At 74.1% G+C, this 21,763-nt stretch carries 24 protein-coding genes; 9 read left to right on the forward strand and 15 right to left on the reverse strand.

Annotated features, from left to right (window positions below; translation table 11 throughout):
• Positions 1-141: 141 nt before the first annotated feature.
• Genes ACZ516_RS00215 through ACZ516_RS00230 form a run of 4 tightly spaced genes read right to left on the reverse strand, consistent with a single transcriptional unit; the run spans position 142 to position 4,355 of the window.
• Positions 142-1,377: an amidohydrolase family protein gene (locus tag ACZ516_RS00215; RefSeq protein ID WP_469007780.1), complete on the reverse strand. Its 1,236-nt coding sequence runs from the start codon at positions 1,375-1,377 to the stop codon at positions 142-144.
• The gene (locus tag ACZ516_RS00220; protein WP_469007781.1) at positions 1,374-2,657 is read right to left on the reverse strand and encodes an amidohydrolase family protein; all 1,284 of its coding nucleotides are present in this window, start codon (positions 2,655-2,657) and stop codon (positions 1,374-1,376) included. The genes ACZ516_RS00215 and ACZ516_RS00220 overlap by 4 nt, the downstream gene beginning before the upstream one ends.
• A gap of 14 nt (positions 2,658-2,671) precedes the next feature.
• Positions 2,672-3,556: an SDR family NAD(P)-dependent oxidoreductase gene (locus ACZ516_RS00225; protein ID WP_361084173.1), complete on the reverse strand. Its 885-nt coding sequence runs from the start codon at positions 3,554-3,556 to the stop codon at positions 2,672-2,674.
• A 1-nt stretch (position 3,557) separates the two neighbouring features.
• The gene (locus ACZ516_RS00230) at positions 3,558-4,355 is read right to left on the reverse strand and encodes an acetoacetate decarboxylase family protein (protein ID WP_358698963.1); all 798 of its coding nucleotides are present in this window, start codon (positions 4,353-4,355) and stop codon (positions 3,558-3,560) included.
• Between the two features lie 138 nt (positions 4,356-4,493).
• Here ACZ516_RS00230 and ACZ516_RS00235 point away from each other — a divergent pair, with 138 nt between their 5' ends.
• The 6 genes from ACZ516_RS00235 (at position 4,494) to ACZ516_RS00260 (ending at position 9,950) form a co-directional block, all read left to right on the forward strand.
• On the forward strand, positions 4,494-5,060 hold the full coding sequence (locus tag ACZ516_RS00235; RefSeq protein WP_467465294.1) for a TetR/AcrR family transcriptional regulator: 567 nt from the start codon (positions 4,494-4,496) through the stop codon (positions 5,058-5,060).
• A gap of 31 nt (positions 5,061-5,091) precedes the next feature.
• A complete protein-coding gene (locus tag ACZ516_RS00240) occupies positions 5,092-6,087 on the forward strand; it encodes a DEDDh family exonuclease (RefSeq protein WP_361084179.1) in 996 nt (331 codons plus the stop codon).
• A gap of 122 nt (positions 6,088-6,209) precedes the next feature.
• Positions 6,210-6,443, forward strand: a complete 234-nt coding sequence (locus ACZ516_RS00245; RefSeq protein ID WP_358586064.1) for a hypothetical protein — start codon at positions 6,210-6,212, stop codon at positions 6,441-6,443.
• A 108-nt stretch (positions 6,444-6,551) separates the two neighbouring features.
• On the forward strand, positions 6,552-7,340 hold the full coding sequence (locus ACZ516_RS00250) for an SURF1 family cytochrome oxidase biogenesis protein (protein ID WP_358586062.1): 789 nt from the start codon (positions 6,552-6,554) through the stop codon (positions 7,338-7,340).
• Positions 7,341-7,405: 65 nt separating this feature from the next.
• On the forward strand, positions 7,406-9,190 hold the full coding sequence (locus tag ACZ516_RS00255) for a glycoside hydrolase family 15 protein (protein WP_469007783.1): 1,785 nt from the start codon (positions 7,406-7,408) through the stop codon (positions 9,188-9,190).
• 4 nt (positions 9,191-9,194) lie between these two features.
• Positions 9,195-9,950: an SDR family oxidoreductase gene (locus ACZ516_RS00260; protein ID WP_358586058.1), complete on the forward strand. Its 756-nt coding sequence runs from the start codon at positions 9,195-9,197 to the stop codon at positions 9,948-9,950.
• Positions 9,951-9,986: 36 nt separating this feature from the next.
• On the opposite strand, the gene amaP is transcribed toward ACZ516_RS00260, so the two are convergent.
• The 5 genes from amaP to ACZ516_RS00285 are packed head-to-tail and all read right to left on the reverse strand — an operon-like array spanning position 9,987 to position 12,325.
• Positions 9,987-10,565 (reverse strand): alkaline shock response membrane anchor protein AmaP, encoded by a 579-nt coding sequence (amaP, locus tag ACZ516_RS00265; RefSeq protein ID WP_469008688.1) that lies wholly within the window; start codon positions 10,563-10,565, stop codon positions 9,987-9,989.
• A 5-nt stretch (positions 10,566-10,570) separates the two neighbouring features.
• The gene (locus tag ACZ516_RS00270) at positions 10,571-11,272 is read right to left on the reverse strand and encodes a DUF6286 domain-containing protein (RefSeq protein WP_361084187.1); all 702 of its coding nucleotides are present in this window, start codon (positions 11,270-11,272) and stop codon (positions 10,571-10,573) included.
• Positions 11,269-11,613, reverse strand: a complete 345-nt coding sequence (locus tag ACZ516_RS00275) for a hypothetical protein (RefSeq protein WP_358586054.1) — start codon at positions 11,611-11,613, stop codon at positions 11,269-11,271. Before ACZ516_RS00275 ends, ACZ516_RS00270 begins: the two co-directional genes overlap by 4 nt.
• A gap of 3 nt (positions 11,614-11,616) precedes the next feature.
• Entirely contained in the window at positions 11,617-11,802 is a 186-nt protein-coding gene (locus tag ACZ516_RS00280; protein ID WP_055550183.1) for a hypothetical protein, read from the reverse strand.
• A gap of 37 nt (positions 11,803-11,839) precedes the next feature.
• The gene (locus ACZ516_RS00285) at positions 11,840-12,325 is read right to left on the reverse strand and encodes an Asp23/Gls24 family envelope stress response protein (RefSeq protein WP_358586052.1); all 486 of its coding nucleotides are present in this window, start codon (positions 12,323-12,325) and stop codon (positions 11,840-11,842) included.
• Positions 12,326-12,420: 95 nt separating this feature from the next.
• Here ACZ516_RS00285 and ACZ516_RS00290 point away from each other — a divergent pair, with 95 nt between their 5' ends.
• Complete coding sequence (locus ACZ516_RS00290) at positions 12,421-13,152, forward strand: nucleopolyhedrovirus P10 family protein (RefSeq protein ID WP_361084192.1); 732 nt, start codon at positions 12,421-12,423, stop codon at positions 13,150-13,152.
• A gap of 95 nt (positions 13,153-13,247) precedes the next feature.
• Here the strand turns inward: ACZ516_RS00290 and ACZ516_RS00295 are convergent, their stop codons facing one another.
• The 4 genes from ACZ516_RS00295 to ACZ516_RS00310 all read right to left on the reverse strand — a co-directional run bounded on the left by ACZ516_RS00295 (position 13,248) and on the right by ACZ516_RS00310 (position 17,257).
• Positions 13,248-14,051, reverse strand: a complete 804-nt coding sequence (locus ACZ516_RS00295; RefSeq protein WP_469007786.1) for an enoyl-CoA hydratase/isomerase family protein — start codon at positions 14,049-14,051, stop codon at positions 13,248-13,250.
• Between the two features lie 133 nt (positions 14,052-14,184).
• Positions 14,185-14,409: a helix-turn-helix domain-containing protein gene (locus ACZ516_RS00300; RefSeq protein WP_358586047.1), complete on the reverse strand. Its 225-nt coding sequence runs from the start codon at positions 14,407-14,409 to the stop codon at positions 14,185-14,187.
• A gap of 353 nt (positions 14,410-14,762) precedes the next feature.
• Positions 14,763-16,361 (reverse strand): ABC-F family ATP-binding cassette domain-containing protein, encoded by a 1,599-nt coding sequence (locus ACZ516_RS00305; protein ID WP_358586045.1) that lies wholly within the window; start codon positions 16,359-16,361, stop codon positions 14,763-14,765.
• A gap of 122 nt (positions 16,362-16,483) precedes the next feature.
• Positions 16,484-17,257 (reverse strand): PQQ-binding-like beta-propeller repeat protein, encoded by a 774-nt coding sequence (locus ACZ516_RS00310; RefSeq protein ID WP_469007787.1) that lies wholly within the window; start codon positions 17,255-17,257, stop codon positions 16,484-16,486.
• 228 nt (positions 17,258-17,485) lie between these two features.
• Here ACZ516_RS00310 and ypfJ point away from each other — a divergent pair, with 228 nt between their 5' ends.
• Positions 17,486-18,376 carry a KPN_02809 family neutral zinc metallopeptidase gene (ypfJ, locus tag ACZ516_RS00315; protein ID WP_361084200.1) on the forward strand — a complete coding sequence of 297 codons (891 nt, stop codon included), beginning with the start codon at positions 17,486-17,488 and terminating at the stop codon, positions 18,374-18,376.
• A gap of 127 nt (positions 18,377-18,503) precedes the next feature.
• A complete protein-coding gene (locus ACZ516_RS00320) occupies positions 18,504-18,917 on the forward strand; it encodes a VOC family protein (protein ID WP_469007789.1) in 414 nt (137 codons plus the stop codon).
• Between the two features lie 39 nt (positions 18,918-18,956).
• Here the strand turns inward: ACZ516_RS00320 and ACZ516_RS00325 are convergent, their stop codons facing one another.
• Positions 18,957-20,465, reverse strand: a complete 1,509-nt coding sequence (locus ACZ516_RS00325; protein WP_361084203.1) for a hypothetical protein — start codon at positions 20,463-20,465, stop codon at positions 18,957-18,959.
• A 156-nt stretch (positions 20,466-20,621) separates the two neighbouring features.
• Positions 20,622-21,758 carry an alpha/beta hydrolase gene (locus ACZ516_RS00330; protein WP_469007791.1) on the reverse strand — a complete coding sequence of 379 codons (1,137 nt, stop codon included), beginning with the start codon at positions 21,756-21,758 and terminating at the stop codon, positions 20,622-20,624.
• Between the last annotated feature and the right edge of the window lie 5 nt (positions 21,759-21,763).

Here is a 21,763-nt window from a genome sequence, read left to right on the forward strand (position 1 = left end):
GCCAGGATTTCACAAGGGGCCCGGCGCGGGGCGGGGTTGGCCCGCACCGCCCAGGATCTTCGGGGCGGTACGGCGCTGGGCCGCGCCGCCCCGGGTCAGCGCGCGCTCTCCAGACCCGCACCGCCCCGGGTCAGCGCGCGCTCACCAGACCCGTACCGACCCGCCCGGCGCGAACACGGGGCTCGTCGCGTCGGCGGGGGCCTCCTTGAGGGGTTCGTCCAGTTCCTGGACCCTCGGTCCCACGCGCGCGGCGATGCGCCCGAGCCGCTCCAGGTCGAAGCCGTAGACGCGGGCGGCGTTGCCGCCGACCATCGCCGCGATCTCCTCCCGGGGCAATCCCGCGTAGGCGGCGCGCAGACCTTCGCGGGAGTAGGGGTACGTGCCCTCGTCGTGGGGGTAGTCGCTGCCCCACATGATCTTGTCGAGGCCGATGCGGTGGCGCAGGGCCGCCTCGTGCGGGCGCATGAAGCTGGCGCCGACGAAGCAGTTCTCGCGCCACACCGCGGAGGGGCCCTTGCCCATCGCCTCGGCGAGGCCCGCGCCGAACTTCGACTCGGCGGTGTCGGCGGCCCGCGTCTTCGTCGCGGTGGCGACCAAGCGCGCGTGGTAGTAGTCCAGCATGTCCAGGACGCCGGGGATCCAGCCGGAGCCCTGTTCGGTGAGGACGAGCCGCAGCCCGGGGTGGCGGCGGAAGGCGCCGCCGAAGACGAGGTGCCACAGCGCCCGGTGCGAGAACCACGTGGTCTCCACCATGAACACCGCGCGCGCCGCGGGCTCCTCGCCGAGGGGCGGTGACGCCGAGCCCGCGTGGTGGTTGACCGGCACGCCCAGCTCGGCGCAGGCGGCCCAGATGGGGTCGTACGTGGCCGAGTGCAGCTCCGGCAGGCCCGAGCCGGGCGGGGTGCCGGGCAGCAGCAGCCCGCCGGTGAGGCCCGCCGCCGATCGCCGGATCTCCGCGACGGCTTCGTCGACGTCGTTCAGGAGGATCTGGAAGACGCCCGCCCTGCGCCCCGGCGCGGCGGCGCAGAAGTCGGCGAGCCAGCGGTTGTGGGCGCGCAGGCCCGCCCAGCGCAGCTCGAACTCCGCCCGGGTGGGCGCGGGGGCCATCAGCGAGGCCGAGGGGAAGAACGGCGGGATGGTGTTCGGGAAGACGACCTCGGCGACGATGCCGTCCGCCTCCAGTTCGGCGATGCGGCGGGCGGAGTTCCAGTTGCGGTCGGCGCTCTCCGCGAGGAGGTCCTCGTAGGGGTTGACGTAGGAGGCCGCCCAGGCGTCGAACGCGTCGTGGTGGCGGGATTCCAAGTAGGGCCGGTAGTCCAGCAGATCGGCGCCCGCGTGGCAGTCGGCGGAGATGACGGTGTAGCGGTCGCCGCTCATGAGGCCGTCCCCAGTGCGGGGAAGTCGTGGCCGGTCAGCCAGTGCCGGCCCACCTCGCGCGAGCGGGCCCAGGAGGCCGCCACGGCCGCCTGGTCGCTGTCCTGTCCGAGGTCGGCGGGGGTCGGGCCGATGCGGCGGGCCAGCGGGGCGAGCTTGGCGGTGTCGAAGCCGAAGACCTCGGCGGCGGCGAGTCCCAGCATGCGCCGGCTCTCCGCGACGGGGATGTCGTGGAAGGTTCTCCGCAGCCACGCGCGCGTGTCGGGCCAGGTGCCCTCGGGGTGCGGGAAGTCGCTGCCCCACAGGATGTTGTCGACGCCGATCTCGTAGCGCTGGGCCAGTTCGCGGCGCTTGGTGTTGGTGGCGCAGATAAAAAGCTGGCGGTCCAGGTACTCGTGCGGCGGGCGCTTCAGCTCCGCGAACGGGGAGAGCTTCTTGCCGCCGTGCGCGCCCAGGTAGAGGCGGTCCATGAACCACAGCAGGTTCGGCAGCCACCAGCAGCCCGACTCGGCGACGCCGAACCGCAGCCCAGGGTGGCGCTCGAAGACGCCGGACCAGAGCATGAACCACAGCGGCCGCGCCGGCCACCACGTCACTTCGGAGACGTAGATGCCCAGGTGGTCGCCGTACTCGTGGCGGGGCGCCGCCCCGGAGTGGGTCATCACCGGCATCGCGCACGCGGCGGCCGCCGCCCACACGGGGTCGTAACGCCGGTCGTGGTAGGGCGCTCTGTCGACCCACATGGAGGGGATCATCAGCGCGCCGAGCCCCGACTCCTTGGCGCGGTGGATCTCGGCGACGACGCGCTCCACGTCGCCGGTGACGGGCAGCAGCGCGACGCCGCAGTGCCGTTCGGGGTGCTCGGACACGAAGTCGGCGAGCCAGCGGTTGTGGGCCCGCGCGCCCGCCATGCCCAGCTCGGGGTCCTGGTCGCCGCTGAGGCCGAGCCCGACGCCGAAGGGCGCGGCCGTGCGGCTGTCCACGGCGTCCGCGTCGGGGAAGACGACCTCGCCGGCCACCCCGTCGCCGTCCAGCTCCTTGAGGCGCTGGGCGGTGTCCCAGCCGCCGCGCAGGCCCTCCTCGTTGTCGCGGAACCACCGGTCGGCGAACGCGTCGTTGCGGATGCCCAGCCGGGTCGCCTCCTGGCGGCGGGCGTCCCGCTCGCCGAGGAAGCCGTCGAAGGCGCGGTGGAAGCGGCTGTCCAGGTAGGGGCGGTACTCCTCGGTGGGGAGCCCCGCGTGGCAGTCGGAGGAGATGATCAGATACGGGTCCTGAGCGCTCATCGGGGGCGCTCCCTTCAGTCCAGGATGAAGTTCTCCAGGTACGACGGGGCGGAGCGGTCGAGCATCGACTGCGAGCGGGCCCTGATCTGCCGGTCGCTGTGCTCGCTCGGCGGGAGCAGCCAGAAGCGGTCCGCCGCGATGCCCTCGGCCACGAAGTCCGCGACCTGCTCGACGGGCGTGAACCGCACCTTCTGCCCGGCCTCCCTCATCGCGGCCTCCCACTGGTCGAGGCTGCGGTAAGGGGTCCTGCGGGGGCGTGCCTTGGCGTACCGGTCGGGGCGGTTGCGGTGGGACTCCCACAGGCCGGTGCGCAGCATGTGGGGGCCGGGGAAGAGCACGGAGGCGCCCACGCGCGCGTGCTCGGCCTTCAGATGGGCGTACAGCGACTCGGTCATCGTCACCACGGCCGCCTTGGTGACCGCGTACACGGAGGCGGTGGGCAGCGGCGCGATGCCGCCGTCGCCGGAGGAGGTGTTGACGACGTGCCCCGGTTCGCCGCCCGCGAGCATCCGGGGCACGAAGGCCTGGACGCCGTGGAAGACGCCCCACACGTTGACCTCGAAGGCCCACTTCCAGTCGTTCGGGTCGTGCTCCCACATGCGGCCCTCGGCGCCCGAGCCGACACCCGCGTTGTTGCACAGCACATGGACGGCGCCGAAGGTGTCGTACGCCGCGTCGGCGAGGGCGAGGACCTGCGCGCGGTCGCCGACGTCGACCACGCGCGCGTGGACGCTCGCCCCGTCCGCGCGCAGTCCGGCGGCGGCCTTCTCCAGGGCGGCGCCCTCGACGTCCGCGAGGACCACTTTCAGGCCGTCCGCCGCGAACCGCCGCGCCATGGCGAGCCCGATGCCGCTCGCCGCGCCGGTGACGACGGCGACCTGTCCCTCGCGCAGCTCCATCTCACACGCTCCCCTCGGGCGGCCCGTCGAGGATCTGCGCAGGGTCGTCGTAGCGCTGGTGGACGTAGGGCAGCAGGGCCCGCGCGCTGACGCGCTCGACGACGCGGCCCCGCTGGTCGGTGGTCTTCTCGCCGATGGTGATCCCGACGAGCGAGCGCACGGGCAGATCGGCCACGGGGTCGTACACCGACTCCCGCAGGACCACGTCGCCGGTGACGCTCTCCAGCCTGCGCACCTTCTCGTGGCGTACGCAGTGCACCAGCACGGGGTCGGCGTCGAAGCCCGAACCGTCGACGGCGGGCAGGAACTTGAAGTAGAAGTCCGTCCTGTCGGCCGGCTCGGGGAGCGGGAGCGCGCCGCCGACGGCGCCCCGCACCTCCACGAAGGCGATGCCGTGCCGGGCCAGCCGGGCGCGTACGACCAGGCCGTCGCGCTCCACCTCGACCTCGCCGAGCTTCTTCGGCTCCCCGAAGACCTCGCGGCCCCCGATCAGGGCCCGCTCATGGGTCATCGGCATCACCAGGGGGTACCAGCCGGCCACTCCCCCGTGTTCGGCGGCGACGGCCACCGAGCCCGCGCCGAGCGGATAGCCGGGCAGGTCGACCCTGCTGATGTTCGCCCGCACCAGGGGCCGCCCGGTGGGCTTGAGCGGGGGCGGCAGGACCGCCGCGACCGCGTCGGGGTCGCTCTCCCAGAGGGCCACCACGCCCGTGGACCAGATGTCGGGGAGCCGGGAACTCGCGGTGCGCGATGCGGCGATCTCCGCCTCGGTGCGCGGCCCGTAGCGTACGCGTGCCATGTCGTACCACCCTTCGTCGGCGCGGCGCCGGACTTGCGGCAGCTCTGTAACACAGTTACAACAGGAGCCGTGAAGGGTAAAGGGACGCGTACGCGCCTGGGCCGGGAGGACGTCCTCGCCGCCGCCGAGCGTCTGGTCATGCGCCACGGCCCGCGAGCCCTGACGATGCGCGGCCTCGCCGACGAGCTGGGCGCCGCCGTCACCTCGATCTACTGGCACGTCGGCAACCGCGAGGCGCTCCTGGACGCCCTCGTGGAGCGCACGCTGGCCGACCTCGGCGAGATCCGCCCGGCAGGCCGCGCCCCCGCCCAGCGCGTCGTCTCCGTGGCCCGTGCCCTGCGCCGCCAACTGCTCGACCATCCCCACCTCGTCGCGATGGTCCACGAACGCGGGCTGACCGAACGGATGTTCCTGCCCGCGCAGCGTGCGCTGGTCCACGAGGTGCACGAGGCGGGCCTGCGCGGTGTCCGCGCCGCCGACGCCGTCCGCGCCGTCCAGGTCCTCGTCGTCGGCCACGTCCTGGTCGAACGCAACCGCGAACGCGCCCCCGCGCAGCACCCCGGCGAGGAGGAGTTGTGGACGGCGCGGGCGGCACAGGGGGACGGCGCGCTCGCCCGCGCGCTCGCCGGACCCCTGGATCCGGAGGCGCTGTTCACCACCTCCGTCAAGGCTCTGGTGACGGGGCTTCTCGGACCGGGCGCCTGACTGTCGGTGGCGGCCCGTATCCTCAGGGACCATGCTCGAGGACCAGACGACCGCAGCGCCCGCCGCCCCTTGGCCGGCCGCGTATCCAACGGGGTACGCGGTCGTCGACGTGGAGACCACCGGCCTGGCCCGCGACGACCGCATAGTGTCGGCCGCGGTCTACCGGGTGGGCGCCCGGGGGGAGATCGAGGACCACTGGTACACGCTGGTCAACCCCCAGCGCGACCCCGGCCCCGTCTGGATCCACGGCCTCACCAGTGAGACGCTCGAAGACGCGCCGCTGTTCCGGGACATCGCCGAGGAGTTCGCGAGCCGGCTCGACGGCCGCGTCCTCGTCGCGCACAACGCCGTCTTCGACTGGTCGATGATCGCCAGGGAGTACGCGCGCGCGGAGCGCGTCGCCCCGGTGCGCCAGCGGCTGTGCACGATCGCCCTCTCCAAGGAGCTGGCGCTGCCGCTGCCCAACCACAAGCTGGAGTCGCTGGCCGCCCACTTCGGCGTCGAGCAGCGCCACGCGCACAACGCGCTGGACGACGCGCGCGTGCTCGCCGAGGCGTTCCGTCCGAGCCTGCACGCGGCGGCCGGCGGCAATGTCCGCCTGCCGCTCCTGGAGTGCCGGCCGCTCACCGAGTGGTCCGACGGCACGCCCCGCATCGGCCGGCAGTCGACGGGTCCTGCGCCCTCCTCGTCGTACCGGCCGGGCAGTTGGCGCCCCTCGCGCAAGCGCCCGCCGTGCCCCCACCCGAACCCCGGACGTTACGAACCGGGCAAACCGCTCAAGCAGGGCATGCGGGTGGCGTTCTCCGGGGACACCTCCGTGGAGCGCGACCTCCTGGAGGACCGGGCGGTCGAGGCGGGCCTGCACATCGCCACGAGCGTGTCGCGCCTCACCAGCCTGCTCGTGACGAACGACCCGGACTCGGGCACCTCCAAGACCGTCAAGGCGCGCTCGTTCGGCACGCCGGTGATCGACGAGGCGGCCTTCGGTCAGCTCCTCCAGGACGTGGCGCCCGCCACGGACGGGTGACGGCGGGCGGCCGACCGTCAAGACGGGTGATTTCGGGCGGCCGACCGTCAGACGGGTGATTGCGGGCGACTCGCCCGCACACCGCTCGCCCCGCGCCGCCGTCGCGCCCCACCCTGTGGCGCATGGCACGTTGCGAGGTCTGCGGAAACGACTACGGCATGTCCTTCGAGGTGCACGCGCAGGGCGCGGTGCACGTCTTCGACTGCTTCTCCTGCGCCATCCACCGCATGGCGCCCATCTGCGAGCACTGCCGGTGCCGCATCATCGGCCAGGGCGTCGAGGCGGACGGCCACTGGTACTGCGGCGCCCACTGCTCGCGCGCGGAGGGGCAGGTGGGCATCGTCGACAGAGTCTGAGGCCCGCCCCCGCGCTCCCACCCCATGTCGCGGCGCCCCACGGCCGGACACCGCACGTCGGGACACCCCACGTCGAGACACCCCGCGACCGAGTTGTACCGTCGTGGGGTGTACCGCTTCCTCCTGACCCGGCAGTGGGTGATCCTCACCCTCATCGCCCTCGTCCTCATCCCCGCGATGGTCGAGCTGGGTTTCTGGCAGCTGCACCGGCACGAGCACCGCGTCGCGCAGAACGGACGGATCTCCCGGGCCCTGGCCGCCGACCCGGTCCCGGCCGAGCGGCTCACCTCCCCCGGCCACGAGGTGCCGAGGTCCGATCTGTACCGCCGGGTGAGCGCCAGGGGGACCTTCGACACCCGGCACGAGGTCGTCGTGCGGCGCCGCACCAACGCCGACGACGAGGTCGGCTTCCACGTCCTGACCCCGTTCGTCCTGACCGACGGCAAGGTCCTGCTCGTCAACCGCGGCTGGGTCCCGGCCGACGGCCCGCAGACCGCCTTCCCCGATATCCCCGCCGCCCCCCGGGGCAAGATCACCGTCACCGGCCGCCTGATGGCCGACGAGACGTCCGCGGCCAGCGGCATCAAGGACGTCCGGGGCCTGCCGGACCGTCAGATCATGCTGATCAGCAGCGGCCAGCAGGCCGCGAGCCTCGGCAAGCAGGTCCTCGGCGGCTACATCGAGCAGACCTCGCCCGAGCCCCGCGACGGCTCCCCCGAGCTGATCGGCGAGCCCGACCACAGCGGGATCGGGCCGCACATGGCGTACGCGGTCCAGTGGTGGCTGTTCGCCGCGGGCGTCCCGGTCGGCTGGGTGGTCCTGGTGCGCAGGGAGCGCCGTGACCGCGCCGCAGCGGCCGCCTCCCCCGCCGAGGAGAAGACGCCGGCGGCCGTCTGAGCGCCGCTCACGACTGCCCGGGCTCCTCTCGATTGGCGGGGCCCCGACCCGGGAACCCGTTCTGCGTGTCCCGCCCTATCGAAGACTTCGCGCTCATCGGCGACCACCAGACCGCCGCCCTCATCGGCAAGGACGGCTCCCTGGACTGGCTCTGCCTGCCCCGGTTCGACTCCGCCGCCTGTTTCGCCGCGCTGCTCGGCGACGAGGGGAACGGCCACTGGCGCATCGCTCCCTCGGATGCCGGCTCCTGCACCCGTCGCGCCTACCGCCATGACTCCCTCGTCCTCGACACCGAGTGGGACACCGAGGACGGCTCCGTCCGCGTCACCGACTTCATGCCGCAGCGCGACCGCGCCCCCGATGTCGTACGCATCGTGGAAGGCCTCAAGGGCAGCGTCACCGTGCGCAGCACCCTGCGGCTCCGCTTCGACTACGGCTCCGTGGTGCCCTGGGTGCGCAAAGTGGACGGCCACCGCGTCGCCGTCGCCGGGCCGGACTCCGTCTGGCTGCGCAGCGAACCGGCCGTGCGCACCTGGGGGCACGACTTCGGCACCCACTCCGAGTTCACCGTCGAGGAGGGGGAGAAGGTGGCGTTCGTCCTCACCTGGCACCCCTCGCACGAACCGCGCCCGCCCCTGGTCGACCCCCACGAGGCGCTGCGCGAGTGCCTGGAGGACTGGCGCGCCTGGACCGCGCGCTGCCAGTACGACGGTCCGTACCGCGATGCGGTGATGCGCTCCCTCATCACACTCAAGGCCCTCACCTACGCCCCGACCGGCGGCATCGTCGCCGCCGCCACCACCTCGCTGCCCGAGGAGATCGGCGGCGTACGCAACTGGGACTACCGCTTCTGCTGGCTGCGCGACTCCACCCTCACCCTGGGCGCGCTGCTGATGGCCGGCTATCTGGAGGAGGCCGAGGCCTGGCGCGACTGGCTGCTGCGCGCGGTCGCGGGCAACGCCGCCGACCTGCAGATCGTCTACGGCCTCGCCGGGGAGCGGCGCCTTCCCGAGTACGAGATCCCCTGGCTGCCCGGCTACGAGGGCTCGGCCCCCGTACGCGTCGGCAACGAGGCCGTGGAGCAGTTGCAGCTCGACGTCTACGGCGAGGTCGTCGACTCCCTCGCGCTCGCCCACCGCTCCGGGATAGCGCACCGCGCCCAGGGCTGGAACCTCCAGCTGTGCCTCCTGGAGTTCCTGCACGAGAAGTGGCGCGAGCCCGACCAGGGCCTGTGGGAGGTCCGCGGGCCGGGCCGCCACTTCGTGTACTCCAAGGTGATGGTGTGGGTCGCCGCCGACCGGGCGGTGCGCGCCCTGGAGGAGAACCCGGAGCTGCGCGGCGACCCGGACCGCTGGCGCAAGCTGCGGGACGAGGTGCACCGCGAGGTGTGCGAACGGGGCTACGACCCCGAGCGCAACACCTTCACGCAGTCCTACGGCTCCACCGAGCTGGACGCCTCCTTGCTGCTCATCCCGCACACCGGGTTCCTGCCGCCCGACGACCCGCGCGTCATCGGCACCATCGACGCGGTCCGCGCGGAGCTCGACCACCACGGGCTGATGCGCCGCTACACCTCCGACAAGAAGGAGGTGGACGGCCTGCCCGGCCAGGAGGGCACCTTCCTCGTCTGCTCGTTCTGGCTGGCGGACGCACTGCACATGACGGGGCGCACCAAGGAGGCGCGGGAGCTGTTCGAGCGCCTGGTGTCGCTGAGCAACGACGTGGGGCTGCTCGCGGAGGAGTACGACCCGGTCTGCGGCCGTCAGCTCGGCAACTTCCCGCAGGCGTTCAGCCACATCGGCCTGGTGAACACCGCCCTCGCGCTCTTCGACGGGGAGGCGGGAGGATAGGGGCATGGATCTTGGACTGAAAGACCGTGTCTACGTCGTCACCGGCGCGAGCCGCGGCCTCGGCAACGCCACCGCGCGGGAACTGGTCGCCGACGGCGCGAAGGTCGTCATCACCGGCCGCGACGAGAAGGCCGTCGCCGAGGCGGCCGCCGAGCTGGGCCCGAACGCGGCCGGTGTCGCCGCCGACAACGCCGACCCGGCCGTCGCGGACCGGCTGATCGCGGCGGCCCGCGAGCACTTCGGCGGCTTCGACGGTGTACTGATCAGCGTCGGCGGTCCGCCGCCCGGCTTCGTCGCGGACAGCACCGACGAGCAGTGGCAGGCGGCCTTCGAGTCCGTCTTCCTCGGCGCGGTGCGGCTCGCCCGCGCCGCCGCGACGGAGCTGCGGGAGGGCGGCGTCATCGCCTTCGTGCTGTCCGGTTCGGTGTACGAGCCGATCGCGGGCCTGACGATCTCGAACGGGCTGCGGCCCGGGCTCGCCGGGTTCGCCAAGTCCCTCGCGGACGAGGTCGGCCCGCGCGGCATCCGGGTCCTCGGCGTCCTGCCGGGCCGCATCGGCACGGACCGCATGCGCCAGCTGGACGGCCTCTCCCCCGACCCGGAGGCCACCCGGGCGGCCAACGAGGCGAGGATCCCGCTGCGCCGCTACGGCACACCGCGGGAGTTCGGCCGCGCGGCGGCGTTCCTGCTGTCGCCCGCCGCGTCGTACCTGACCGGGGTCATGGTGCCGGTGGACGGCGGCGCGCGCAGCGGCTTCTGACCGCGGCGGGGCGGGCGGGCAGGGTGCCGCGTGAGCTCAACTCACGCGGTCCGCGCGGTGCTTGACCCCGCGCAGCCGCACCGTCGCGGGCAGGCTCGCGAGGCCCGCCGAGTCGCGGGCGGGCGCGAGGACCTCCGAGGAGAACCGGCGCAGCGCGTCGGACGGCGTGGCCCGCGGTTCGAGTACGAGTTCCACGCCCGCCCGGGGTGCGCCGCGCCGCCCGGTGAGGGTGGCCCGGGCGCGTTCGACGCCGTCCAGCGACTCGGCCTCCCCGGCCAGGACGTCCTCCAGGGCGCGCCCGCGCACCAGCGCGCCCTCGCCGTCCCCGGTCGCCACCAGGACCTCCGCCAGACGGCGCCTGCGCAGCTGCGCCGAGAGCCACCACAGGGCGAGCAGGACCAGGGCGGCGAGGACGGCGATGACCGTGGGCCAGAACCATCCCTCGTCACGCCAGCGGGTGCGTTCGGCTTCGTCGAGCAGCACGTCGTGCCGCCCGTCGTGAAGCCACCAGGAGGGCGGCGAGGCGCCGAGCCCGACGGCGAGGACCGAGCCGCCGAGGACGAGCAGCACCAGCCCGGCCAGGGCCAGGACGACGCGGTTGACCGAGCGGAGCATGGCGCTCACCCCTTCCTTCCCGGCCGGGCGACCCGGACGGCGAGTCCGGGGGTGCGCGCCAGGCCGAGGTCGCGGATGCCGTCGCTCAGCGCCGCGTCCAGGTCGCCCCGTACGTCGTCGAGTTCGCGGAAGTGCGCGACCGCCCGAACGTCCGCCTTGGCACGCGTCAGGCGGACCCGCGCGGACTGCACGCCGGACACGTCCATGGCGCGGTCGCGCAGCAGCGTGGCGGCGGCCGCGCGGTGGAGTCCGGCGCGCACGTCGCCGTCGGTGCGCCGCATCGGCAGGAGCGCGCGCCGGCCCGGTGTCACGGCGAGCACGAGCAGCCACAGGCCGACGAGGGCGGCGACGCCGGCCCCGACCAGCACCGCCGTGTCGTCCAGGGACCACTCGCCGAGCCGGCGGGCGAGTCCGCGTCGCCAGCTCATCGCGCGATGACCGGCCCGCACGGCGACCACGTCGTACAGGAACAGCCCGGCGACGCCGAGGCCGACCACGGCGAGGAGAGCGGCGGGCACCCGGCGCGACGACCAGAACCGGGGCGCCTTGTCGTCGGCGGAGAGGGTGGGCAGGGGCTGACCCGCCGCCGAGGAACCGCTGGACGAGGAACCGTCCGCCGAGGAATCGGAGCGGCTCTGCGGGTCCTCACCGGCCTGTTCGACGACCGGCAGTGACCGTGTGGCGCCGCTCTCCGGGGTCTCGCTCATCGGATCCTCCCCTGTCCCGCGGCACGGACCCGCGCCGAGTGCAGCCGCTCCACCTGGACCACCACTTCGGGGACGGTCATGCCCGCCAACGCCGCCACGCGCTCGGCGACCCGGCTGCGCACGGCGCCGCACTGGCGGCCGATGTCGCAGGGGTAGTCCAGTTCGAGGCTGACGCGGACCCGGGCGGCGTGGTGGGCGACCGAGACCGTGGCGTGCGGCGGGGAGCCGTCGGCCGGCACCGTGCGCAGCGCCTCTCGTGCCGCCCGGGCGGCGATCTTCGCGACGACCCGGTCGGCGATCCGGGTGGCGCCGCGCTCCCCGGGCGCGACCTGTGCCGCCACCGCTCACCGCCGCCGGTCGCCGCGGGCGCGGAAGAACTCGCCGGGTTCCAGGTCTCCCTCCAGGAACCGGCCGGCCACGAAGCCGATCGCTCCCAGGGCGGCCACCAGCAGGAACGCCCCGAATCCGCCGAAGTATCCGGCGAAGCCGAGCGCCATTCCCGCCACCATGCCGATCACGGCCATGCTCATGTGCGCTCCTTAGCGAGACGCGGCTGAAGGTTGGTTGCTACTGGAGACGGCCCGCGGGCTCCTCGTCGTCCTCGTCGGGCAGCTTCACGTCGCTCACCGCGATGTTGACCTCGACCACTTCGAGTCCGGTCATGCGCTCGACGGCGCCGATCACGTTCTCTCGCACGTCCTGGGCGACATCGGCGATCGGCACGCCGTACTCGACGACGATCTCCAGGTCGAGCGCGGTCTGCACCTCGCCGACCTCGGCCTTCACCCCGCGCGTGACGGATTTCGTGCCCCCGCCGGGGACGCGGTCGCGCACGGCCCCGAAGGTCCGCGCGAGGCCGCCGCCCATCGCGTGCACGCCTTCGACGTCGCGTGCGGCGAGTCCGGCGATCTTCTCCACGACGCCGTCGGCGATGGTCGTGCGGCCCCGGCTCCCGGCGTCACCGCCGCCCCGGGCGCCCGCGCCGCCCAGGCCGTGGCCCAGGGAGTCCTTCTCCAGCGTCTGCGACGTCTTCCGCTCTCCGGTGTCGGTCATCGCCGTACCGTCCGTTCGAAAGGGGGATCTGCTTTCTTTGCCCACATTAAGACGGGTTGCGCGACGGCGCCCCAGGGATGCGGCAGGGTGGAGGCATGACGGGTGACGGGTGGACCGAGGCGGTACGCCGCCAACTGGGCCTTGGCCGCGTGCTTCCGCTGGGCGGCGCGCGGGACGGCACATGGGTGACGGAGGCGGCGGCCGGTGCCGTACTGCGCCATGCGGCGCAACGGGTCACCGGGGTGCGCCTGGGCGGACTGCGCGTCGCCCCGGCCGATCCGGGCGCCGCCTGCGCCCCGGCGGTGCCGCCCCCGCCGAGCGCGCTGCCGCCGGGGCCGCTGCGGGTCACGGCGGACTTCACGGCCGCCACCGGTCTGCCGCTGCCGGCCGCGGCGGACCGGCTGCGCGCGGCGCTCCACGAGGCGGCGCGGGGCCTCGGGCTCGCCGCCGAGGAGGTGGACCTGCGGGTGACGGCTCTGCTGGACGTGGGCGAGGGCATCGGCCCCGAGGAGGACGTACGTCCGCCCGCGCCCCGCCCGCCCGCGGCCCAGGTCCCGGCGGGCGAGGGCGACGAGGCCCGCGCGGGGCAGGCGGCGCTCGCGGTGCCCGGCGTGACCCGGCTGACCGGCGCGCTCGGGCCGGCCGTGGTCCTGGAGGAGCGGCCGGCGCCGGGCGCGCTGTCGCGCCGCCATGTGCGCGTGGAGCTGGCGACGGGCCACGCACACCGCGCCCTGGACGTGGCGCTCGCGGTCCGCGCGGCGGTCGGCGACGCGCTGGCCGACCACCCTTCGGTCGCGGTGCTGGTCACCGCGGTGGAAACGCCCTAGGGCGACCGACGACAACGCGGCGAGCGGGCGTGCCGGACGCCGCGAGCCCGGCACGGACCGGAAGAGAGGCCCTAGCCCAGGGCCGCCGAGGTGGCTCAGTCGCCGAGGCCCGCGAGGTCCCGCAGACGGCGGCCCTGCGCGGCACGCTCGGCGACGCGCTGCTCCTCGTACGAACGGTTCACGGCGCCCTGCAGCAGCGCCTTGGTCTCGATGACCGCGTCGCGCGGCGCGGCGATCAGCGCGGCCGCCAGGTCCTGCGCGGCGGCTTCGAGCTGGTCGGCGGGGACGACGAGGTTGGCGAGGCCGATCCGCTCGGCCTCGTCCGCGTGGACGAAGCGGCCGGTGGCGCAGATCTCCAGCGCGCGGGCGTAGCCGACGAGCCCCACGAGCGGATGCGTGCCGGTGAGGTCGGGGACGAGGCCGAGACTGGTCTCGCGCATGGCGAACTGCACGTCGCCGGCCGCGATCCGCAGGTCGCAGGCGAGCGCGAGCTGGAACCCGGCGCCGATGGCATGCCCCTGAACGGCGGCGACGCTCACGAGGTCGCTGCGCCGCCACCAGGTGAACGCCTCCTGGTACTCGGCGATGGTGGCGTCGAGGACGCCGTCCTCACCGCGCGCCAGATCGATGAAGGACGGCTCGCCGTCGAAGCCCTCGGGCGTGAACGCCTGCCGGTCCAGGCCGGCGGAGAAGGACTTGCCCTCCCCGCGCAGCACCACGACCCGGACGTTGCCCGGCAGCAGCTGACCGGCCTCGGCCAACGCCCTCCACAGCGCGGGAGATTGGGCGTTCCTTTTGGCCGGGTTGGTCAGCGTCACCGTGGCGACGGCCTCGTCGATGGTGAGGCGTACGCCGTCCTTGTCGAGAACCGGTGCGAGCTCGCTGCCGGACGAAGCCATGGGTGCCTCCGATGGGGTGCGGTCGGTCCGGACGCCCGGGAGCGCCCGTAAGTGACTGCACAGTAACCACCCGGCCGATCAGGCGATCGACCGGGTGGTCACCATCGGACCATGGAACAGCGCGCGCCCACCGTCAGCCGGCGGGGGCGGCCTTCTTGCCGCGCGTCGCCCCGCCGCGTCCCCGCAGCGTGACGCCGGACTCACTGAGCATGCGGTGCACGAACCCGTACGAACGACCGGTCTCCTCGGCCAACGCCCGGATGCTCGCACCGCCGTCGTACTTCTTCTTCAGGTCTGCCGCGAGCTTGTCGCGCGCGGCGCCGGTCACCCGGCTGCCCTTCTTCAGAGTCTCGGCCACCCGTGCCTCCTCGTGGGAAGTGCGCTCTGGACTTCTCATGATCACCCCTCGCGGGCCTCCTGGCCACCCATTCGGCAAGGTCCGTACGACAAGGTTTGCCGCCCGGACCTGCGACGCCACGAACGGAATCGATGATTCCGCGCGCCGAGGGTCGTACGTGCGAGCGGGCCGCGCCGAGAATCACCAGGTCAGCGGGGTGGTGGCGGAGACGGCCGTCATCATGCCCACGACGCCCCGAAATGCGTGTATGACACACCTCGGTACGAGGACGGCTCACACAGATGAGGGATCACGGATCGGCCGAATGATCCATACGCAGTGGATCAGTGGTTCGATCACGCGAAGTGGACGGCTCAGGCGAGCGCCACGAGGTCCGCGTAGTCCGGGCCCCACAGGTCCTCCACGCCGTCCGGCAGCAGGATGATCCGCTCCGGCTGGAGCGCCTCGACGGCGCCCTCGTCGTGGGTGACGAGGACGACCGCGCCCTTGTAGGTGCGCAGGGCGCCGAGGATCTCCTCGCGGCTCGCCGGGTCGAGGTTGTTGGTGGGCTCGTCCAGGAGCAGGACGTTGGCCGAGGAGACGACGAGGGTCGCGAGCGCGAGCCGGGTCTTCTCACCACCGGAGAGCACGCCCGCCGGCTTGTCGACGTCGTCCCCGGAGAAGAGGAAGGAGCCGAGCGTCTTGCGCACCTCGACCAGGTCGAGGTCGGGGGCGGCCGAGCGCATGTTCTCCAGGACCGTGCGCTCGGGGTCCAGGGTCTCGTGCTCCTGGGCGTAGTACCCGAGCTTGAGGCCGTGGCCCTCGATCACCTGGCCGGTGTCGGGCTTCTCGGCGCCGCCGAGCAGCTTCAGGAGGGTCGTCTTGCCCGCGCCGTTGAGGCCGAGGATGACCACGCGCGAGCCCTTGTCGATCGCGAGGTCGACGTCGGTGAAGATCTCCAGCGACCCGTACGACTTCGACAGGCCCTCCGCCATCAGCGGCGTCTTGCCGCACGGCGAGGGCTCGGGGAAGCGGAGCTTGGCGACCTTGTCGCCGCGGCGCACCTCCTCCAGGCCCGCGAGGAGCTTGTCGGCGCGGCGCGCCATGTTCTGCGCGGCGACCGTCTTGGTGGCCTTGGCGCGCATCTTGTCGGCCTGCGAGTGCAGGACGGCGGCCTTCTTCTCGGCGTTCTGGCGCTCGCGCTTGCGGCGCTTCTCGTCGGACTCGCGCTGCTGCTGGTAGAGCTTCCAGCCCATGTTGTAGACGTCGATCGCCGAGCGGTTGGCGTCCAGGTAGAAGACCTTGTTGACGACCGTCTCCACGAGGTCGACGTCGTGGGAGATCACGATGAAGCCGCCGCGGTAGGTCTTCAGGTAGTCGCGCAGCCAGACGATGGAGTCGGCGTCGAGGTGGTTGGTCGGCTCGTCGAGCAGGAGCGTGTCGGCGTCCGAGAAGAGGATGCGGGCCAGCTCGATACGGCGGCGCTGACCGCCGGAGAGCGTGTGCAGGGGCTGGCCGAGCACCCGGTCCGGGAGGTTCAGCGCGGCGGCGATGGTGGCGGCCTCGGCCTCGGCGGCGTACCCGCCCTTGGTGAGGAACTCCGTCTCCTGGCGCTCGTACTGCTTCATGGCCTTGTCGCGCGTGGAGCCCTGGCCGTTGGCGATCCGCTGTTCGTTCTCGCGCATCTTGCGGATCAGGGTGTCGAGGCCGCGCGCGGAGAGGATGCGGTCGCGGGCCAGCACGTCGAGGTCGCCGGTGCGCGGGTCCTGGGGGAGGTAGCCGACCTCTCCGGAGCGCGAGATCGTGCCGCCCGCGGGGATGCCCTCACCCGCGAGGCACTTGGTGAGGGTGGTCTTGCCCGCGCCGTTGCGGCCGACCAGGCCGATGCGGTCGCCCTTGGCGATGCGGAAGGAGGCGTTCTCGATGAGGATGCGGGCGCCGGCGCGCAGCTCGATGCCGGAAGCGGTGATCACGGGGGGTTACTCCTGAACAGGGTGGACGGCGAGAGGGACGACTGGTTGCTCGGGGCCGGTGTCTACGCCGTCCAACTGAGGAGAGGAGCTGCCATGGCAGCCATTCTAACGGGCGAACGCAACTAGTTTTCTGGGCTCCCGGCGCGCTCCGCGCCCCGCTCCAGGTCTCCGTTGCCCAGCGGCGTGCGGCCCGGGACGACGCGTCCGCGGTCGTCCACCGCGATGACCTGCGCCGTCCAGGACAGGGCGGCCCCCGGGCAGGGCTGCGCGACGAGCAGGGCGCCGCCGCGGCGCAGGGAGCGGGCCGGCGCGAAGGCGCAGCCCGGGCGCGCGGGCAGCACCCAGCGCAGATCGCCGTCCGCGGCGCGGTAGGCGGCGATGCGGTGCGGGGTGACGACCGCCAGCATGCGGGCGCCGTCGGTGAGCGGCCGGAGCACTCCGGCGCCGCCGCGCGCGGCCGGGGTGCGCAGCCACGCGGCGCTCTGCGGGATGGCCCGGTGCCAGCGCACGAAGCGGCCCGCGTCGCGTTCGGTGTCCGTGACCAGACCGTCGCTCCAGAGCGCGAAGGCGTGCCCGGGCGCGGACAGCAGCGCGAGGGGGCGGCGCCCCTCGCGCGTGTACGTCCAGCGGACCGTGCCGCCGCGCGGGTCGTACGCCTCGACGGCCCGCCCCCTGATCCGCAGGGCGGGGGCCGGGCCGGCGTCGGCGCCGCTCACGCGCGCATGGGCCGCGAGGTGGTCTCCGTAGGGGGCGGGCCGCGAGTGGTGGGCGGCGGTGACGAGCGGCACGGCGAGCAGCGCGAGGGCGACGGGGATCAGGAGGCGGGCGCCCGTGCGGGCGCGACGCGCGGGCACCGCCCCGGGGCCGGCGGCCGGCACGCGCGGCGGAGCGGCCATGACGCCCCCCTTCGGTACCACTGCCCACGGATCAGGCGCAGAGCGTAGCGGTGGGGCCGCGGACCGCCCTCGCCCGTGGGCGCGACACGGCGCGGGGTCCCCGGTGCGTTCCCCCGTTCGGACCTCCGACCGGGGCCGCGCGAGGGCGGGCGCATGAGGATGAAGTGGCCGGGGACTCGGTGCGGGGCGGCGCGTGCCGCCCGGAGTGCGACACAGAGGGGTACGCCCATGCAGTTCGACGACGACGCCGGCCTGGACACCTCCGAGGTGCAGGATGTGCGCGGCAGTCGCATCCCCGGCGGTCGGGCGACGGTCGGCGGCGGCATCGCCGGTCTCATCGCGCTGGTGCTCGGCCTGCTGTTCGGGGTGGGGCCCGATCAGCTGGGCCTGTCGTCCGGTGACGAGGAGCCCGAGGCGTCCTCGTCGTCCCTCGCGCAGGTGCAGCAGAGCTGCCGCACGGGGCGGGACGCGAACACCAAGGAGGACTGCCGCATCGTGGCGGTGGTCAACAGCGTCCAGGACTTCTGGCGCCCGGAGTTCCAGCGGAGGCGGGCCTCGTACTCGCCCGCGCGGACCGTCCTGTTCACCGGCCGGGTGGGCACCGCCTGCGGGTCGGCGACCTCGGCGGTCGGCCCGTTCTACTGCCCCGGCGACCGGAAGGTCTATCTGGACCTGGGCTTCTTCGACGAGCTGCGCACGAAGTTCGGCTCCTCGGGCGGTCCGTTCGCGCAGGCGTATGTGGTGGCCCACGAGTACGGGCACCACGTGCAGAACCTGACGGGCGTCCTGGGGCGGGCCCAGGACGGGCGCACGGGCCGCGACAGCAACGCGGTGAAGGTCGAGCTCCAGGCCGACTGCTACGCCGGGGTGTGGGCGCGGCACGCGACCCGCAGCCCCGACGAGCGCACGGGCAAGCCGCTGATCAGCAGCCTCGACGACGCGGACATCCGGGACGGCCTGGACGCGGCGGCCGCGGTCGGCGACGACCGCATCCAGGAGAAGTTCCAGGGCCGGGTCACCCCCGAGTCCTGGACGCACGGCTCGGCCGAGCAGCGCCAGGAGTGGTTCTACCGGGGCTACCGCACCGGCGAGATGGGGCAGTGCGACACCTTCCACTGAGTGGGCCGACCGGGGCGGGGCCCGGCCCGCTCGGGCTCCGGCGGGGTTGTCGGACCCTGGTGCGAGACTGGGGACAGGTGTGGGGTGGATCACATCCCGCGCCAGGGATCCGATGGGAGTGATCGGCATGGCAGGCGACGACGGCGGGCGGCCGAGCGTCTTCCCGACACTGCTGTACGCGGACGCGAAGGCCGCGATCAAGCAGCTGACGGAGGCCTTCGGCTTCACCGAGGTGAGCGTGTACGAGGGTGAGGACGGCAACGTCATGCACGCCGAGCTGGCGCAGGGCAACGGCGCGGTGATGCTCGGCTCCAAGGGCCGGGGCGGCCTCTTCGACCAGGTGATGAAGGACGCGGGGCCCAGCGGGGCGTACATCGTCGTGGACGACGTGGACGCCCATCACCAGCGGGCCAAGGAGCACGGGGCGGAGATCCTGATGCCCCCGACCGACCAGGACTACGGCTCGCGGGACTACATGGCCAGGGACGCCGAGGGCAACGTGTGGAGCTTCGGCACGTACGCCCCCGAGATACGGCCCTGACCCCGCACCAGGCCGTACCGCGGCCGCCCCGGCCGGGTGTCACTCGCCGCCGGTGTGCACCTGGAAGGCGGCGCGGCGCACGGCCTTGGCGAGCGCCGGGTCGGGGTGGGCCGCCGCGAGGGCGACCAGGACCTGCACGGTGCGGGGGTGCCCCGCGCGGCGCACCTCGTCCAGGAGGGCGGGCACGGTGGGCTGCACGGCCGACTCCAGGTGCCGGACGAGCAGTTGGGCCTCCCCGTGGTCGGCGACGGCCGCCGCGGTGTCGATCCACAGCCAGGTGGACTCCTCACGGGTGAGCACGAGGTGGACGTCCTCGGGGTCGGCGCCCTCCTGTTCGGCGAGCCACAGCAGGGCGTAGGGCCGCAGCGGGGTCTCGTCCAGGACGGCCCTCACCTCCGCCTCGGCCGGGGCTCCGACGACGCGCAGCGCCTCGAAGGCGAGGCCGCGCAGCAGGGCGTCCTCGCCGCGGGCGGCGGTGAGCAGGTCGGTGACGGCGCTGCCGACGGGGCGGGCGGCGAGCCAGGCGCGGTACTCGGCGCGGGCCGCGTTGGGCCGCAGGCGGGCGCAGCCGCGCAGCATCTCCTCGGCGGACTGCTCGAAGTGCCCGGCGGGGCTCTGCGCCGCGACGCAGATCTGCTCCAGCTTGACCCAGACCGCCCAGCTGCCGAGCGGGGTGAGGGTGGCCTGTCCGTCGGCGAAGGTGAGCGCGCCGACGGCGGCGAGGCCGTGCAGCGCCCAGTCCAGGAGGGCCGGCAGCGGGGCGTCCTCTGCGGCGCGGTCGGCCGGGGCGTCCTCTTCGGCGCGGTCGACCGGGGCGGTTTCGGGGGTCGCCTCGGGGGCGGTCCCGGAGTGCGCGCCGTACGGGATCTCGCAGCGTTCGGTGCGCAGTTCGGTGACGCGCTGGTCCAGGAGGTCGAGCAGTTGCGGCACGGGGACCGGGCCCGCCGACAGCTGCAGGAAGGACAGGACCTGCGGCATGGCCTCGACGACCTCGGCGACCGCCGCGGCGGGCAGGTCGTCCGGCGCCGGATGGGCCAGCGACCAGGCGTCGAAGAGCGCGACCCAGCCGCGCAGCACGGCGGTGTCGTCGCGGTCCCAGGCGCGCAGGCGCCAGCCGGGGCGGGCGCTGTCGCCGTGCATCTCCACGAGGCCCGCGAGGCGCGCGGTGTCCCAGTCGGCACGGACCTGAGCGGGGGTCAGTCCCAGCTCGGCGGCGGCCCGTTCGGCGGTGGCGTCGGACAGGGCGCCCCTGCCGTCCGGGCGCGCGCCGGTGCGGGCGGGCCCCGGGCGCAGGGCGGCGTCGGCCCAGCGGGCGACCCGCACCGCGTCGGCGAGGCCCTCGCGTGCTCCCCGGGCCAGCTCGGAGGGCGCCGGCGTGCCCTCGGGCGGGCGGGGCGCGGGGCGGCGCGTGCGGCGGTTGCTCACCGCGCCGGGGGCGGCGGAGAGGGGGCGCGCTGGGTCGCGCTGGGCCTCCCCCCGCTTCTCGGCCCTCTGGCGGGGAGCACGGACGAGTCGGAGCCTGGAGTCGCGCGGGGTACGGGACGTCACGGGAGCAGTCTTCCTGTTGACGGTCCGAAAACCCAAACGGGATGGCGTCGGTGGGCCCTCGGGACGCCGTGCGACAGGGATTTCGCGGCCGGGTCGGAAAGGTGCGGACGGTCACATCAGGGGGTGCCACTCAGCGGGTGCCACCTCGGCGGAGTGTCACATCAGGGGGGTGAGGAAACGGCGCAGGGCCTCCTCGTAGCCCGCCGGGTCGGCGTTCCACATGGCGCCGTGCGGGGCGCCGGGGACGACCCGCAGGGTGACCAGTTCGGGGCGCTGCTTGGCCAGTTGCCGGGAGTGGTCCCACGGGGCGATGGCGTCGTCGGGGCCGTGCAGGATCAGGGTCGGGACCCGCAGCAGGTCGGGGCGGGCGGCCGCGAGGACGCGGTCGCCGCGCAGCCCCGTGCGGCCCTGTGCCGCGCGGACCGCGAGCGGCAGGAGCGGCCCCGGGGTGCGCCGGGCGGCGGCGAGGGCGCGCAGGGTGGTCTCCCAGTGGAGCACCGGGGAGTCCAGGACGAGGCCGCTGACGCGCTCGCGCAGCGCCGAGTGCGCGGCGGCGTGCAGGCACATCGTGGCGCCGGTGGACCAGCCGTGCAGGATGACGTTGCGCGCCCCGCGGCGCACCGCGTAGCGGATGGCGGCGTCCAGATCGCGCCACTCCGTCTCGCCGAGGTGGCCGAGGCCGTCCGCGGAGCGGGGGGCGCCCGGGTCGCCGCGGTAGGCGATGTCGAGCACCGGCAGTTGCAGGCGGTGCAGGAAGTCCATGACGACCATGGGGTGTTCGCGGGAGGTGCCGAGGCCGTGCACGGTGATGACCCAGGTGTCGCGCGGTCCGGGCACGAACCAGGCGGGCAGGCCGCCGAGCTCGCCGGGGACGACGACCTCCTCGTGGTCGAGGCCGAGCGCGGTGCCCGGGTCGCCGAGGTGGACCTGCGGGGTGAGCCAGACCTTCGCGCCCGGTTCCAGGGTGCCGTGGGTGACGGATTCGAGGCGGCGCACGACGGTGTCCGCCTTGTGCGGGGCCCCGTCCAGGACCGGGCCCACGATCGCGTGGGTGCCGCTGCCGCTCAGGCCGTAGGTGCCGGGGCGCAGGCTGGCCAGGGCGCGGGTCAGGGTGATCTGGCCGGCGGCCGTGGCGTGCAGGGTCAGGCGTGGCTCGGTCGGCAGCGGGCGGCCCGCCGGAGCCTTGAGGGCGGCGTCGCTGGCGAATCTGCCCGCCGCGACCGCGGCCGCGGCTGTCCCGAGGGCTGCTGTGACTGCGGTGACGGCCGCTGCCGTCGCTTTGGCTGGGCGCACTGTCC

The sequence above is a fragment of the Streptomyces sp. NPDC034037 genome (genome assembly GCF_055575715.1).